The sequence below is a fragment of the Streptomyces sp. NBC_00400 genome, from assembly GCF_036048035.1.
In the GTDB taxonomy this organism is placed as follows: domain Bacteria; phylum Actinomycetota; class Actinomycetes; order Streptomycetales; family Streptomycetaceae; genus Streptomyces.
In genome coordinates, this window is record NZ_CP107940.1 from 8,120,533 (window position 1) to 8,135,027 (window position 14,495).

Here is a 14,495-nt window from a genome sequence, read left to right on the forward strand (position 1 = left end):
GGTTCCATGGACTTCCAGAGGCGCCCGCCCCGTCGTCGTCGGCATGGAATCCCACGCTCACCACCGAGTACCGCTCGCCTGGGCCGCGGACGAGGCGGAGCGCCGACGCTTGCCGCTTGTCGTCGTGCACGCTCAGGGAATGCCCGCACCGACCGGTCCGGACGGACACCTGCCGTCGTGGCAGGAGTGGTCCGGCACCGGACACCGAACGGCCGAGGACACGCTCGCCCAAGCCGTCTCTTTCGCCGAGTCACGCCATCTTGACCTGTCCGTAAGAGGCCTGCTGGCCGAGGGCGCACCATGAGGTGATCACCGGTCACCCGGTGGAAGTCCTCGTCCGTGAGTCACGGCACGGCCTCGCACTTGTCACAGGAACCCGAGGACTGGGTGGATTCGCCGGCATGCTCCTGGGCTCGGTGAGCCAGGGAGCGCTCCACGCACAGTGTCCGGTCGTCACCGTTCCCGTTCCGGACGGGCGTGCCAGTCGCTGACGCGGAGTGGGTCAGATGCGCGGGACGACCGCGACCGGGCAGAAGGAATGGTGCAGAACGGCGAACACAATGGGGCCGAGAAGCATCGGGGTGCGCTGCATTCGACGCCCGACGACCAACAGGCTTGCCTGTGAGCACGCCCCCAGCAGGACCGGTGCCACTCTGCCCCGCTGCACGTGTTCGACTACGTGGACACCGGGGTACTTCGCTCGCCAGGGCGCCAGGATGCCGGTCAGCATCTTCTCCTCGCCGACTGCGGACTGATCCTCCTCCGGAGGGTCGGCCGGGGCGGTGGGCACATAACGCCCGACATCCAGCGGCTCCCACGCCCGTACGGCGCGCACGCTCGTGCGGTGGGCCTCGGCGGCAGCAAACGCAAAGTCCAGCACTGCCTCACCCTGTGTCCCGGGCTCCTGGACGCCGACTACGACCTCGGGCCGTCCATAGGCGATGGCCTCTTCTTCGCGCACGGTGACCACCGGGCACGCCGCGCGTCCGAGGACGTGCAGGCTGACCGAACCGAGCAGGAACCCGGCTATCGCACCGTGCCCGCGCGATCCGAGCACCATCAGCGTGGCCTGCCCACTGTGGTCCACCAACGCGTCGACCGCTTGCTCCGAAACCTGCTCGGCCGTCACCGAGATATCCGGATGCAACTCGAGCGCCATGGCTTCGGCTGACGCGAGCACCTCGGCTCCATAGCGCTTCTTGTTCGCGGCCTCCCGGGCGATGGGGCGGTTCAGGGGCTGCGAGGTCCAGGAATGAAGAAGGTGCAGCGAGAGGCCTCGGGCCGCCGCTTCCTCGGCGCCCCAGCGCACGGCCGGCACGCTGTTACCGGTGCCGTCCAGCCCTACGACAACAGACCCGCCCATCACCAACCTCCACACAGCCAGGACTACAAGCCTCCTCGGCCCAGCATCGCCGCAGCCCAGGGGCACATACATGGGCCGAGCGGTCCTACCGGGAGGCCACGTGGCGCCCGGGAGGTGCCGATCACCCGATGCGCCGTGCACCTCTCGGGAAGGACCGACGCGGCGACCCGCTTCGGGTCCTTCGGCCCCTCGCCTTCCCGCCCCTCGTCAGGTGAACCTGTAGGTGTGAGGACACCGGCAGCGAGGAGGCGCCGCGACACGGCAACAGCCCCGGCCGGCTGCCTCGCCGACCGGGTACCTGAACCGGCTGGGCCGGGTGACTTCCAGCAGTTGCCGCCCGACGGTCTCTGCACGGCGCTGGAAGTACCACCGGACGGCCTGACGCCTCAGGAAGTGGCGCGGCGGAGCGGTTCGTGCGGGGGCCTGGGCGGGCGGTCCATCACATCGCGTTCGGGTGGTTCGGCTCCAAGTGCCAGGGCCGGCGCGGGCAGTTCGCCGTGCCTCGGGGTGCAGCGAGGGTCAACGACGGCGAAAACGCGTGGATGTTCACTTCCCTGTGCCGACTGTGCCATGGCCGGGGGCGGGCGAGCATGGGGCGAAGCGCCCGAGGAAGGGGCTGGATGGTCCTCGACCGAAAGCAGGGCCGGTCGGTCCCTCGGAAAGGGCCGACCGGACCCCCTCCAGGGCTGGGGTGTGAGCTTTACTGAAAGTGACGAGGAGGACGAGGAGGCGCGGAGCAGCGGAGCGAAACCGTGCACCGCGCAATCAGGGCCCGCGAGAAGTGGGCGGTCCTCCTCGCCGGTGTGTGTCCGCCTGATACCTGAAACGGCGGTCAGCCGGCTCTTCCTTCTGCGGGAACGACCGCGACGGTGCACGGCGCGTAGTGGAGCATCGCGTGGTTGACAAGTCCGAGCTGCAGCGCCATCGGGTCTCGTCGCCGTCGAGCTCCCACCACCAGCAGATCTGCGTGGGCAGCGGCCTGCAAGAGCGCCGGCCGCGCACGGCTCTCGACGACGAGGAGGACGCCGGAGAGCCCGTGTCCTCGGCTGCCGACGATGATCGCGGCGGCACGGTCGCTCGCGTCGACCAGTCCATGGACCGGGTCCTCGTTGCAGACGTCAGCCGCCAACACCACCTCCGGGCGTCGCGACCGCGCTCGCCCTTCAGCGGTGGAGACAACGGTCTGGGCGGCGCTTGCCCGTTGAACGCGTGGGGAGCTGCCGGGAGAGAGCGCGGACGCCTCGTAGGGTGCCCACAACGACGCGTACAACAGGCGCAGCGGGCATCCGCGTAGCGCGGCCTCATCAGCGGCCCAGTCCACCGCGCGCAGGGCGTCAGGGGAACCGTCGATGCCTACGACCAGGGGAAGGTCCATTCGGTTCACCGCCTGACGGGGGAGGAGGCGTGTCCACTGGATGCCAGGTTGCGGCCGGTGGAGAAGGGAGAACAGGGGCTCATCGGCCCAACGGCGGGCCGTTCGGCCTTCGGGGAGGACCGGTGTTCGCCTGCGCGGTGCCTCGACCCGGCGGAAGCTGGTGGGAGAGCACGAGTGCGCACGGCGGTGCGTCAGGCGGAGCTCAGTGGCTCCTGGGATCGGTCAGCCAGCGAGCGGCTCCCGCAGACCGATGTGGCGGCCGCCGGTCCCGGTGAGCTCCCGGCCTTGGGGCCCTTCGGCCCACCACACCACACCGAACAGCCCCTGCACCGTTCCCCGTCCGCGTGCGCACTCTGGTGGTGACCGGCTTGTGCAAAGCCGGCGGCCGCACGTCGTCGGCGGAGATCCGGGAGAAGCCGTCATGATCACCATGTCATTGCTCAATGGGCTTCCAGCCGACGGGCGCGAATGCCTGATGCGGTTCGCTCAGGAGGTGTCGTTTCCGGCAGGGGCACGGATCTTTGAGGAACGCGGGCTCGCCGACCGGTTCTGGATCATCCGCACCGGCTCGGTGAATCTCGACATCCAGGTAGCGAGTGGTCGGTCGGTGGTTGTTGACATGCTGAGCCATGACGACCTGGTGGGCTGGTCATGGGTGGTACCGCCGTACACCTGGCGCATGGGCGCGGAGGCGTTCACTCCCGTACGGGCATACGAGTTCGATGCGACAGCGGTGCGTGCCCTGTGCGAGGCGGATCCGGTCCTCGGACTGGCGGTGACCCGCCGAGTCCTCGACGTGGTCGCACGCCGTCTCCAGGCCACGAGGCTTCGTCTCGTCGATATGTGCGGGCCGGGAGCGAACACCATGCCGGCTCCGCCGTGAGGCAGCCGGGGACGAACCGCGGACGTGGTCGGCATGGAGTGCCTCGCCGGCCGCCTCGAAGGAGAGCCGAGCGGCCCACCCGTCGGCCGCCATCAGGCCCTGCTCCCCGATGTCTGACGGTGCGACGGTGACGGAAGGGGCACTTCTTCGCTGATGCGGGAAAGGCGGTGGGGACGATGGTGCGCCCCCTGGTCGTCGGCATGGACGGATCGGATGACGGTTTCCTGGCGCTCGATTGGGCGCTGGACGAGGCCGCCCTCCACGAGCTGCCGCTGCGTCTGGTGTACGCCTCACGATGGGAGCGTTACGAGGACGCGGCGCTCGGGCTGAGCCTGAAGCGCCCAGCCGGGGAGGTACTCGCCGATAACATCGTCGGGGCGGCGGTCGAACGCGCCCACCTGCGCAACGCCAACGTCGACGTCACCACACAGGTCCTGGGGGACGACCCGGAATCCGTGCTGCTGAGCGAAGGCGACCATGCCTCCGCGGTGATCGTCGGGTCACGCGGCCGTGGTGCATTCACCGGCCTGTTGCTGGGATCGGTAGGGCTGGCCGTAGCAGCCCGCGCCCGCTGTCCCGTGATCGTCGTACGCGGAGACAAGGCGGGGCTCGCGGGGACGCACGAGCGCGTCCTCCTGGGCGTCGGTGACTCGGCCAAAGGCTCGGAGGCCGTCCGGTTCGCCTTCCGCGAGGCCGCGGCCCGAGGCTGCACCCTCGATGCCGTCCGCACCTGGCGCTGCCCCGCGCACGAGACCACCGACCACCCGCTGCTCGCCGGAGATCCGGAGCGCTACCACGAGGGCCGGGCATCGGCCGTGCTGGACGAGGCGCTGGAGGAGACGGCCGGTGAATATCCGACGGTGCGGGTCCGGCGCACCACGGTGGAAGGGCCGGCCCACAAGGTGCTGACGCGGCGTTCCGCCGCCGCGGATCTGCTGGTGCTCGGAGCGCTGCGCCGTGACACTCGTCTGGGTCTCCAGCTGGGGCGCGTGGCGCACACCGCTCTGCACCACGCGGAGTGCCCCGTGGCGGTCGTGCCGCACTCGGCCTGAACACGGGGCCGCCCTCGGCTCTGTCACCCCTTCGATGATGCATGCGCACCCATGACACGAATGCGTCGGCCGGTGATCCGCGTCGGATGGATGGCGATCCACTGGTGACGTCCGTCGCCCACCCAGGGGCCGGTGTGGGCGCGTTCCTCCAGACGACGGGCCTCGTAGACGTTGGTGACCAGGTGGGCTCGCCCCACGACCAGGACGCTCCAGCCCTGGCTGAATGCGTCATCGATGTGATCCACCTCCATTGCGACCTCTTGGCCGGCCGCTGCGGCCGGCCCGGCTTCCGGTGCGGTGCGGTAGCCGATCAGCTCGTCGGCGACGGTGTAGTTCACGGGAAAGACCGCGGGTGCCTCCTCGATGGTGACCGCCACCCTGCCGACACCGTGGGTGGAGAGCCGTTCCCGGCACTCAGCGGGGCTGAGCACGAGCACTTCGGGATGCGCCGCGGCCTTGCCGAAGCCCGCCGGCAGCTCCATGGTGTCTCCCACCAGCTCGGCCACCGTGGTATCCAGCGCGCCGGCGAGGCTCAGCAGAAATCCGATGCCGGGCCGGGCAGCGCTCTCCTCCACGTACTGGAGATAGTCGGGCGAGGCAGCGGCGCGGGCCGCGACCTCCTCGCGGGTCAGCCCCAATTGCTGCCGGCGCAGCGCGACGCGCCGCCCAAGGTCACTGCTGGTCCGGACCGGCTCCGAGTAGCCGGGCTTCTTGTTCGTCATCGTGTACACATCCCTTCGTCGAGCGGTGTCGGCGGGGCGCCGGCCGTGGTTCGCCCAGCGGCCGCGGCCAGTTGGGTCATGGTGCGCGCCTGTTCAGGACGACCTTGAGCGCGCCGCTGTCGGCAGGGGTGGAGAAGACGGCGTAGGCCTCTTCCATGCGATTGAGGGGGAAGGTGTGTGTCACCAGCGACGACAGGTCGAGTCGTCCAGCAGACGCCATGCGCAGCAGCACGGGGGTGGTGCAGGTGTCCACGAGTCCGGTGGTGATCGTCACGTCTTTGATCCACAGATCTTCGAGGTGCAGCGTGGCCGGTTTTCCGTGGACACCGATGTTGGCGACGTGGCCGCCAGGGCGTACGACGCGGGTGCACAGCTCGAAACTCTCCGGCACCCCTACCGCCTCGATGGCGACATCGACGCCGAACCCGTCGGTGAGGTCCGACATCATGTCTTCGGGAGACTCCGAGACCTCCACGATGGCGTCCGCTCCCAGCCGACGCGCCGCCTGTAGACGGGAGTCGGCCAGGTCGACGGCGATGATCCGGGCGGGGGTGAGGAGCCGTGCCGTGACGATGGCCGCCAGCCCGATGGGTCCCGCACCGATCACGGCAACGGTGTCGCCCGGCCGGACGGCTCCGTTCAAGACACCCACCTCATAAGCCGTGGGGAAGATATCGGCCAGCATGACCGCGTCGTTGCTCGCCACGGAATGCGGCAGTGGATGGACGGAGAGGTCGGCGAACGGGACACGGACGTATTCGGCCTGAGTGCCGTCGATCAGGTGCCCGAGAACCCAGCCGCCGCCTCCCAGGCACTGGCCGTACCGCGCCTCCTTGCAAAAGCGGCAGCGGCCGCAGGCGCAGATGCAGGAAACCAGCACCCGGTCGCCGGGCCGGACCGCCCGTACGTCGTCACCGATCTCCACGATCTCGCCGACGGCCTCGTGCCCCAGCACCGTGCCCGGTGCCACGTCGGGCACATCCCCCGTGAGGATGTGCAGGTCCGTGCCGCAGATCGTGACGGCGTCGACCCGTACGACGGCGTCGGTCGGCTCCTGGACGTCCGGATCAGGGACCTGGTCCCACGAGGAGCGGCCGGGCCCGTGGTAGACGAGTGCCTTCATGGTGCGCCTCTCCGTGCACGAGGCGAGTGAGGTGCCTTCATGCCCAGCCTCTGGCGGAGCGCATGCCCGGCACATGGGCCGGTCGGTCCCCACGCGGGGTGCATCGGCCCCATCTGCCCGGGTGGCGAGAGCGGGGTGGATCGGTGGTCATCCCGGCGTTCGCGATCGACCGTACCGAGTCCACGAGGCAGTCCGCACAACACGCTGCCGTGTACGGCGCGCAGCGGGACGGCCCGCCGAGCGGCGGTTTCGAACGCGAACGCCAGCAGCCCGTCGCAGGCGGCGTGCAGACTGACGCCGACCGTCACATTGCCGCTTCCGATGCGGGCCGGGGTGTCCTGCCGGGCACGGACAAGCACAGTCGGGACGGCGGTGCGGGTCACCAGTTCCAGCCCGATCTCTCCCAGGGTGAAGCGTGCGGCGGCTCCGAGACCTCGCGATCCGAGAACCAGCAGGTCCGACTGTTCAGCCGCCTTGGCCAGGGCGTCCGACGGTTCTCCGCGCACCAAGCTCACGTCCACAGGAAGGTCGGGGTGGGACGATGCCACTGCTGTCTGAGCCTCATCGATGATCCGGTGCGGCCAGTAGTTCTCTTCCGCTTCCTCGGACGGCGCGCCGGTCGGCTCCGGGGCGAGCAGGATCCAGGCGTGCAGAAGCTGCAGCCGCGCCTTGCGCAGCTCCGCCTCCCGCGCCGCCCACAGCGCCGCGGACAGGGACTGGAGAGTGCCGTCCAGACCGACCGTGACGAGATCCTTCATGCGCGTGCTCCGCTCCCCTTGGCAGAGTCGGCGGCCATGGCCGGCTTCAGGTCTTCGGAGACCGACACGACGCCGTCGACGCCGGCGCACATGCGGACAAGAACCGGGGTGAGCAGAGGCTCGGCCACGGAGCCGTGCAGTGCCACCTGACCCTGGACGACGTCGGCGGTCACGCCTGCTGCGCCGAGGCGTGCGGTGCGTCCGATGATCTCCCGCGAGATTTCCTCCTGGATCGCCTTGTCCTGGCGGAGGAAGACGCGCAGCAGATCGCTGCGGCTGACGATGCCCAGCAGCGTCTCCGTCTCATCGACCACGGGCAGACGCTTCACGTTCTGCACCTCCATCAGCCGTGCCGCCTCCACCACGGTCCATTCCGGGTGAGCGCAGACCGCCGGAGCGGACATGAGTGCGTCGGCGGTGCACCCCTCGGCCCGGGCCCGCTGCCACGCCTCGAGGTGGGGCAACGGTGTCCGGCCGGAGAGATCGGACCGGTCAGCCGCCTTCCGCAGCAAGTCGGCCTCCGAGACGATCCCGGCCGGTCTGCCGAGGCCGTCGAGTACCGGCACGGCACTCACCGCGTTGTCGGCGAGGATCTGCGCGATGTCCTTGAACGGCGTGTCGAGCTGCACACTCACGACCTGCCTCGTCATGAGCTCACCTATCGTGCGGTGCTCCATCTCCGGCTCCTCTCCCCGTGGCGGTCGACGCCTTGCCCCCACTTCTCCAGCGTGGCCGGAGCACGGGCGCTCCCGGCATGAGCCACTCGGCCCCATCGGCCGGCCGGCAGGCCCGAAGGGCCCGAGTGGCCTGCGGCAAGGGACCTATGGCCCCTGACGCGACCACAGCGGCCCCACCACGCTGAAGAAGCCCACCGATCCACCGTCCGCCCCGTACGGGAGGCCCCGGTGTTCATCCAGACCCTCGACGACACGCTGGTGAAGACCCTCGTCGCTGACGCCGTCACCGCGCCGTCCATGCACAACGCCCAGCCCTGGTACTTCAGCTACGCCCGCCACAGCCGTACGTTCACCCTGTCCGCCGACCTCGAGCGCGCAATGCCGCACGCCGACCCCACGACCCGTGGCCTGCACCTGGGGTGCGGAGCTGCGCTGCTGAATCTGCGAGTGGCGGCATCTCATGCCGGCCATCGCACCTCAACGACCCTCCTCCCTGACCTGCATGCCCCGGCGCTCCTGGCCGCCGTGCGGCTGGACGACCCTCATGAGCACATGGACGAGTCCCTCCCCGGTCTCCATCCCGCCATCCGCAACCGTCACACCAGCCGCTCCCCCTTCACGGAACGTCAGATCCCGGAAAACATCCTCGCCACTCTCGCCGAGGCCGCGGCCCGGGAAGGGGCACAGCTGAGCTTCCTCACCACCCCGCACCGCGAGACCGTGCTGGATCTGATCATGCATGCCGAGGGCTACAACCGGATGGACGACGGCCGCGATGCCGAACAGCGCCGCTGGACTCACGACACCGCTGCCGAACCAGCCGTCGACGACGGCATCCCGGACTACGCCTTCGGCCCCCGCAAGCGCACCGGCTCGACCCCCGTCAGGGACTTCGCCGGCCGGGGCACCATGCCCGACCGCGCCTACGCCGACTTCGAGAAACGCCCCCAACTGGCCTCGCTCAGCACCATGGGCGACACCCCGGCCGACTGGCTACGCGCCGGCCAGGCACTGGAGCGTGTCCTGCTCCTGGCCGCCCTCCAGGGACTCGCCAGCTCCTTCGCGACGCAGCCCGTCGAATGGCCGGAACTGCGCTGGATTCTGCGCGACCCGCAGTCCGGCACCGGCTATGTGCACATGATCCTGCGCCTGGGGTACGGCCCACAGGGGCCCAGGACCCCGCGACGTCCGCTGGACCAGGTGCTCACGATCAAGCCGTGAATGACGGCTGGATGAGGGAGCGAAGGTACGGAGGCTGACGACATCGCGCCAGCGGGGCTGCTCCCTCCCGGCGACCATGCTGGGCAGGCCGGAGCACGGCCGAGCTGCAGACGGTTCCTCGCGTGCAGCATCACGCGCATCGCCGAGGAACGCACGGGCCGAACGGCCCCGCAAGGGTCCAAGCGGCGGCCGACCGGCCCACCGGGCGGCGTCCCTCGTCATCGAAGAGGACCAGTGACCAGCCGTCCCCGGCAGTAGCGGGTCTGGATCCGGTGTTCCCCGCGTAGGAGACCATGCCCGCGTAACGCGGGTTGCGGAGCATCTTGGCGACCGGCCCCCAGCGCAGGCGTGCCCGGGTGTCTTGTGCGTCGTCGAGCTGGCGGTCGACACCGGCTTCGAGGCCGAAGCGATCGGAGGGCTGTGGGCCCGGTGTCAGGCGTACGCTCACGGCGCACTCGCCTTCCTGGCGTACGGGGGTGGCCGCCCGTCAGAGGCCCTCCGGCTGGTGCACACGGCCCAGCAGTTCGGGGGCTAGGGAACGTGGAGCCCTGTGACGCGTCCCGCCGGGGCGTGCGTTCAGCGGATTGAGCCGGGTGCCAGGCAAACGTCTTGTGCAGGTTTGGTGGTGCGTGCTCGGCCGGTTTCGGCGTGATGGTTTGACGTGCTGTCCGGTCTGGCCGTCGAGGTGCAAAATGGCTTCTTGGAGGGGGAGCTGATGTCAAGTTTTGCGCGTATGCCGCTTGATGGTGGCGGGGCGATCTTGTTTGAGGCCACCGCGGAGCCTGAGGGGCCGGTGAAGGCCGGGCGGGTCAGCGAGGCGGTCCGTGAGCTGCCACAGACGTTGCAGGCTTCGCTGGCGCCGGTCCGGGAGACGGCACAGACGGTGCTGGAGCAGTTGAGGCAGGCCGGTCCTGATGAGGTCGAGGTCGAGTTCGGGGTGAATCTCTCGGCGAAGGCCGGAGCGGTGATCACCAACGGTGAGGCGGCTGTTCATCTGAAGGTCCGCGTGCTGTGGAAGAACGGGGAGCCGGCGGAAGTCGCTCGGTGAGACGGGGGTAGGACGGTGGAGGACGGTCTTTCGCTTGGCCCCGGTATCAGGCGGAGCACGGGAGGTGTGGGCGGTCATACGGGTCCCGGTGGTGAGCCTGCGTCCTCGGTGCCGGTTTCGGTCGTTCAGGTCCTCGCGGCGGACGGCAGCGTCGCAGGTGCGGGCTTCCTGGCCGGTGAGGGTATCGCCGTTACCTGTGCCCATGTGGTGGACCCCGCTGGGCAGGGCCCCGACGGACGGGTGGAGCTGGTCTTCCCTCATCTGCCCGACGCTCCGCGGGTGTGGGGTCGTGTGGTGGCCGGGCAGTGGCGGGCTGCGGAGGCGGAGGATGTCGCCGTCCTGCAGTTGGAGAGTGTTCCGGCGGGCGCAGGTGCGCTGGCGCTGGGGTCGGGGGCGGGGTGCCAGGGGCATCGGGTGTCCTCGTTCGGATTCCCCGTCCAGGCGCCGCCGGGCGGCCATTTCGGTTATGGCACGGCCGGTGACCTGCTGCCCGGCGACGACGGTGCAGGCTCCCTGTTGCAGTTGTCCGGGGCCAACGACCTCACGACAGGCTTCAGTGGCGGGCCGGTCGTCGACGAGGTGACAGGTCTGGTCATCGGGATGGTCACCTCGATCGCTTCCCCGGACGACCACCTCAAGGGGCTGGGGATCGCCTATGCTACGCCTGCCGAGGTATTGCGGCAGGTCCGGCCGGAGCTGACCGAGGACGAAGTGTGTCCCTACCGCGGGCTGGAGCCGTTCACCGCCGAGCACGCCGGGTGGTTCCACGGCCGGGACGGGGCCGTGGAAAGCGTGCTGGCGGCGCTGGGCCGGCAACGGCGGATGCTGTTGCTGCTGGGTCCTTCCGGTGCGGGCAAGTCCTCCCTGCTGCAGGCCGGTGTTCTGCCCGCCCTGGCCGCTGGTGGCTTACCGGGCAGCGACCGCTGGCTGCCCCTGCTCACCCGGCCGGGAAGGGATCTGCTCGCCGAGCTGGAACGCGCCGGACTGCCCGGAGCCGCCACCGACGGAATCCTTCCCGCGGTGGAGCGCCGCCTGGCCACCGAAGCCGACTGCGACCGCCTGCTCCTGGTCATCGACCAGTTCGAGGAAATTCTCACCCACCCCACCACCACAGACGGCGGCTCATCCGACAGCTGTCTGGCCGCCGCGGAAGAACTGGTGGCAGCCATCGACTCGCACGCAGCCCTCAGTGTCATCCTGGTCATGCGTGACGACTTCTACCCACGAATGGCCGCCCTGGCCCCCCGGCTACTGGAGGCCGCAGCGCCCGGACTGCTCAACGTACCCGCCACACTGAGCGTCCCGGAACTCCAGGCGATCATCACCCGCCCCGCCCTCACAGCGGGCGTGCGGATCGAGGACGGCTTGCCGGAGCGGATCATCACCGACGTCCTGGCCGCCGACCCCGCCCGGCAGGCACCGGTCACGCTGCTACCGCCCCTGGAACTGGCCCTGAGCCAGCTGTGGGAACGCCGCGACCACGGCCGGCTCACCCATCACGCCTACCAGAGCATTGGCGAGGTCACCGGCAGCCTGGCAAGCTGGTGCAACCGCGCCCTCAACAACCTGCCAGTAGACCACCGCCCGACGGCCAAGCGGATCCTCACCGCGCTGGTACGCCCCGCCGACGAAGCCCACGCCACCCCGGCAGCACGCCAGCAAGTCCCCCTCACCCGCCTGCGCGCCCTCACCACCGGCCCCGAGGCCGCAGATCCAGCGGCTGATGCGGCCTTCGACGAGGTAGTGGCTTGCTTGACCCGCTACCGCATCATCACCACCGGCACCACCACAACTCAGCCCGGCGACACCCCTGGTGAGCCGACGGCAGAGCTCATCCATGACGCACTCATCCGCGACTGGAGCGACCTGCGCGACTGGGTAACCCAGGACCACCGCTTCCAGATCTGGTTGCACCGCGCCGCCGAACAGCAGGCACGCCATGCCGAAAGCGGCCTTCCCGGGGACCTGCTGGACGGAACAGCTCTTGCCGAAGGCGTCGACTGGGCACATCAACGCCCCCTGCCGACAGACATCACCACGCTCCTGACAGCCAGTCGGCAGCACCAGCAGGCCGCAGTCCGCCGCACCCGACGCATCAACACGATCCTGGCCGGCATCCTCACCCTCGCCCTGATCGCCACCGCAGTGGCCTTCTGGCAACGACAGACCGCCCTCACCGCGCAACACAATGCCATCACCGCACAGCACGCGGCCCAATCACGACAACTGGCCGCCCGGTCCGCCACTCTGCTGGACACCGACCCCGACCTGGCCTCACTCCTTGCCATCCAGGCCTACCGGACCAGTCCCACCCACGAAGCAATGGGCAGCCTCTACACGGCCGCCGCACTCCCTCTCCGACACCGCCTTACCGGCCACACCAAGCCCGTGAATTCGGTGGCGTTCAGTCCCGACGGCAAGACCCTCGCCTCCGGCAGCAACGACCACACCGTGCGGTTGTGGGATGCAGCCACCGGCAAACCCCGCGCCACCCTCCACGACCTCAGCGGCGGGGTGAGTTCGGTGGCGTTCAGTCCTGACGGCAAGACCCTGGCCACCGGTAGCGGCGAAACCGTGCGGTTGTGGGAGGTAGCTACCGGCAAACCCCGCGCCACTCTCCACGGCCACACAAGCTTGGTGGGTTCGGTGGTGTTCAGTCCGGATGGTAAGACCCTCGCCTCCGGTAGCTACGACGACACGGTGCGGTTGTGGGATGCAGCCACCGGCAAACCCCGCGCCACCCTTCACGGCCTCAGCGGCGGGGCGGGTTCGGTGGTGTTCAGTCCTGATGGCAAGACCCTCGCTGCCGCCGCCAGCTTCGACGGCGTGCGGTTATGGGTGGTAGCCACCGGCAAGTCCCGCGCCATCCTCCACAGCCTCAGCAGCGGGGTGAGTTCGGTGGCGTTCAGTCCCGATGGCAAGACCCTCGCCGCCGGCAGCGGCGACACGGTGCGGTTGTGCGATGCAGCCACCGGCAAACCCCGCGCCACCCTTCACGGCCATAAAAGTCCGGTGAGTTCGCTGGTGTTCAGTCCGGATGGCAAGACCCTGGCCTCCGGCAGCGACGACGACACGGTGCGGTTGTGGGATGCAGCCACCGGCAAGTCCCGCGCCATCTTCCACGGCCACAGATATGGCGTGAGTTCGGTGGCGTTCAGTCCGGATGGCAAGACCCTGGCCTCCGGCAGCGACGACGACACGGTGCGGTTGTGGGATGCAGCCACCGGCAAACCCCGTGCCACCCTCCTCGGCACGGGCTTGCCGGATTCGGTGGCGTTCAGCCCCGGTGGCAAGACCCTCGCCACCGCCACCGGCATCAACGGCGTGCGGCTGTGGGAGGTAGCCACCGGCAAGCGCCGTGCCACCCTCAACGGCCACACAGGCGCGGTGATTTTGGTGGCGTTCAGCCCCGACGGCCAGACCCTCGCCGCCGTCAGCACTGACGAGACCGTGCGGTTGTGGGACGCAGCCACCGGCAAGCCCCGCGCCACCCTCCGCGGCCACACAGGCAGGGTGGGTTCGGTGGTGTTCAGTCCCGACGGCAAGACCCTCGCCACCGCCACCAGCTTCGACGGTGTGCGGTTGTGGGAGGTAGCCACCGGCAAACTCCGTGCCACCCTCCGCGGCCACACAGACGGGTTGAATTCGGTGGTGTTCAGTCCCGACGGCAAGACTCTCGCCATCGCTGCCAGCTTCGACGGTGTGCGGTTGTGGGAGGTAGCCACCGGCAAACCCCGCGCCACCCTCCACGGCCACACAAGCTCGGTGCGTTCGGTGGCGTTCAGTCCCGACGGCAAGGTTCTCGCCACCGTCAGCGACATCGACGGCCCCGTGCGGTTGTGGGACGCAGCCACCGGCAAACCCCGTGTCACCCTCCGCGGCCACGCTGACAAGGTGCGTTCGGTGGTGTTCAGTCCCGACGGCAAGACTCTCGCCACCGCCACCAGCGACGACGGCCCCGTGCGGTTGTGGGACGTAGCCAGCGCCAGATCCCGCGCCACCCTCCAGGGCGCCGGCGACGGAGTGCGCTTGGTGGTCTTCAGCCCCGACGGCAGGACCCTCTCCACCGTGAGTGACGGCAGTTACGTGCGACTGTGGGCCGTGGCCCTCCCTGATGCAGTCGAAGCCAGCCGGGAAATCTGTCGGGCACTGCACCGGAATTTCACCAAGGAAGAACGGTCTTCGTACCTGCAGGGCCAGGCGTCCGATCCACCATGTCCAGCCTCATCGGCCCACTGAAACGGCCCGTCGGCGTGGACGTACACCGCACCGT

General features: G+C 69.5%; 15 protein-coding genes. 7 read left to right on the forward strand and 8 right to left on the reverse strand.

Annotated features, from left to right (window positions below):
- Positions 1-139 precede the first annotated feature (139 nt).
- Together OHS81_RS35655 and OHS81_RS35660 are read left to right on the forward strand one after the other, a co-directional pair.
- Positions 140-304 (forward strand): hypothetical protein, encoded by a 165-nt coding sequence (locus tag OHS81_RS35655; RefSeq protein WP_328390251.1) that lies wholly within the window; start codon positions 140-142, stop codon positions 302-304.
- A 19-nt stretch (positions 305-323) separates the two neighbouring features.
- Positions 324-491, forward strand: coding sequence for a universal stress protein (locus OHS81_RS35660; RefSeq protein WP_328391666.1), 168 nt, complete (start codon positions 324-326; stop codon positions 489-491).
- Positions 492-502: 11 nt separating this feature from the next.
- Here the strand turns inward: OHS81_RS35660 and OHS81_RS35665 are convergent, their stop codons facing one another.
- The 3 genes from OHS81_RS35665 to OHS81_RS35670 form a co-directional block, all read right to left on the reverse strand.
- Positions 503-1,363, reverse strand: coding sequence for a universal stress protein (locus OHS81_RS35665; protein WP_328390253.1), 861 nt, complete (start codon positions 1,361-1,363; stop codon positions 503-505).
- 386 nt (positions 1,364-1,749) lie between these two features.
- Positions 1,750-1,935 carry a cation-translocating P-type ATPase C-terminal domain-containing protein gene (locus OHS81_RS37560; protein WP_443058815.1) on the reverse strand — a complete coding sequence of 62 codons (186 nt, stop codon included), beginning with the start codon at positions 1,933-1,935 and terminating at the stop codon, positions 1,750-1,752.
- Positions 1,936-2,195: 260 nt separating this feature from the next.
- Positions 2,196-2,738 carry a universal stress protein gene (locus OHS81_RS35670; RefSeq protein ID WP_328390255.1) on the reverse strand — a complete coding sequence of 181 codons (543 nt, stop codon included), beginning with the start codon at positions 2,736-2,738 and terminating at the stop codon, positions 2,196-2,198.
- Between the two features lie 421 nt (positions 2,739-3,159).
- Here OHS81_RS35670 and OHS81_RS35675 point away from each other — a divergent pair, with 421 nt between their 5' ends.
- Positions 3,160-3,621, forward strand: coding sequence for a Crp/Fnr family transcriptional regulator (locus tag OHS81_RS35675; RefSeq protein ID WP_328390257.1), 462 nt, complete (start codon positions 3,160-3,162; stop codon positions 3,619-3,621).
- A 176-nt stretch (positions 3,622-3,797) separates the two neighbouring features.
- Complete coding sequence (locus tag OHS81_RS35680; protein WP_328390259.1) at positions 3,798-4,673, forward strand: universal stress protein; 876 nt, start codon at positions 3,798-3,800, stop codon at positions 4,671-4,673.
- A gap of 23 nt (positions 4,674-4,696) precedes the next feature.
- On the opposite strand, the gene OHS81_RS35685 is transcribed toward OHS81_RS35680, so the two are convergent.
- From OHS81_RS35685 to OHS81_RS35700, 4 genes are all read right to left on the reverse strand, one after another.
- Positions 4,697-5,395: a helix-turn-helix domain-containing protein gene (locus OHS81_RS35685; RefSeq protein ID WP_328390261.1), complete on the reverse strand. Its 699-nt coding sequence runs from the start codon at positions 5,393-5,395 to the stop codon at positions 4,697-4,699.
- A 76-nt stretch (positions 5,396-5,471) separates the two neighbouring features.
- Positions 5,472-6,518, reverse strand: a complete 1,047-nt coding sequence (locus tag OHS81_RS35690) for a zinc-dependent alcohol dehydrogenase family protein (RefSeq protein WP_328390263.1) — start codon at positions 6,516-6,518, stop codon at positions 5,472-5,474.
- Entirely contained in the window at positions 6,515-7,276 is a 762-nt protein-coding gene (locus tag OHS81_RS35695) for a universal stress protein (RefSeq protein WP_328390265.1), read from the reverse strand. Before OHS81_RS35695 ends, OHS81_RS35690 begins: the two co-directional genes overlap by 4 nt.
- The gene (locus OHS81_RS35700; RefSeq protein ID WP_328390267.1) at positions 7,273-7,953 is read right to left on the reverse strand and encodes a CBS domain-containing protein; all 681 of its coding nucleotides are present in this window, start codon (positions 7,951-7,953) and stop codon (positions 7,273-7,275) included. Before OHS81_RS35700 ends, OHS81_RS35695 begins: the two co-directional genes overlap by 4 nt.
- Positions 7,954-8,181: 228 nt before the next feature.
- Here OHS81_RS35700 and OHS81_RS35705 point away from each other — a divergent pair, with 228 nt between their 5' ends.
- Entirely contained in the window at positions 8,182-9,174 is a 993-nt protein-coding gene (locus OHS81_RS35705) for an Acg family FMN-binding oxidoreductase (RefSeq protein WP_328390269.1), read from the forward strand.
- Positions 9,175-9,304: 130 nt separating this feature from the next.
- On the opposite strand, the gene OHS81_RS35710 is transcribed toward OHS81_RS35705, so the two are convergent.
- Complete coding sequence (locus OHS81_RS35710; RefSeq protein ID WP_328390271.1) at positions 9,305-9,622, reverse strand: hypothetical protein; 318 nt, start codon at positions 9,620-9,622, stop codon at positions 9,305-9,307.
- A gap of 213 nt (positions 9,623-9,835) precedes the next feature.
- On the opposite strand from OHS81_RS35710, the gene OHS81_RS35715 reads away from it, so the two are divergent.
- Complete coding sequence (locus tag OHS81_RS35715; protein ID WP_328390273.1) at positions 9,836-10,222, forward strand: CU044_2847 family protein; 387 nt, start codon at positions 9,836-9,838, stop codon at positions 10,220-10,222.
- A gap of 108 nt (positions 10,223-10,330) precedes the next feature.
- Complete coding sequence (locus OHS81_RS35720) at positions 10,331-14,461, forward strand: nSTAND1 domain-containing NTPase (RefSeq protein WP_328390275.1); 4,131 nt, start codon at positions 10,331-10,333, stop codon at positions 14,459-14,461.
- Positions 14,462-14,495: the final 34 nt, after the last annotated feature.

Bases quoted from the DNA above. Each gene is read 5' to 3' on its own strand.
- OHS81_RS35655 (WP_328390251.1), top strand. From the start codon at position 140: ATGCCCGCACCGACCGGTCCGGACGGACACCTGCCGTCGTGGCAGGAG.
- OHS81_RS35665 (WP_328390253.1), bottom strand. From the start codon at position 1,363: ATGGGCGGGTCTGTTGTCGTAGGGCTGGACGGCACCGGTAACAGCGTG.
- OHS81_RS37560 (WP_443058815.1), bottom strand. From the start codon at position 1,935: ATGGCACAGTCGGCACAGGGAAGTGAACATCCACGCGTTTTCGCCGTC.
- OHS81_RS35670 (WP_328390255.1), bottom strand. From the start codon at position 2,738: ATGGACCTTCCCCTGGTCGTAGGCATCGACGGTTCCCCTGACGCCCTG.
- OHS81_RS35675 (WP_328390257.1), top strand. From the start codon at position 3,160: ATGATCACCATGTCATTGCTCAATGGGCTTCCAGCCGACGGGCGCGAA.
- OHS81_RS35680 (WP_328390259.1), top strand. From the start codon at position 3,798: ATGGTGCGCCCCCTGGTCGTCGGCATGGACGGATCGGATGACGGTTTC.
- OHS81_RS35685 (WP_328390261.1), bottom strand. From the start codon at position 5,395: ATGACGAACAAGAAGCCCGGCTACTCGGAGCCGGTCCGGACCAGCAGT.
- OHS81_RS35690 (WP_328390263.1), bottom strand. From the start codon at position 6,518: ATGAAGGCACTCGTCTACCACGGGCCCGGCCGCTCCTCGTGGGACCAG.
- OHS81_RS35695 (WP_328390265.1), bottom strand. From the start codon at position 7,276: ATGAAGGATCTCGTCACGGTCGGTCTGGACGGCACTCTCCAGTCCCTG.
- OHS81_RS35700 (WP_328390267.1), bottom strand. From the start codon at position 7,953: ATGGAGCACCGCACGATAGGTGAGCTCATGACGAGGCAGGTCGTGAGT.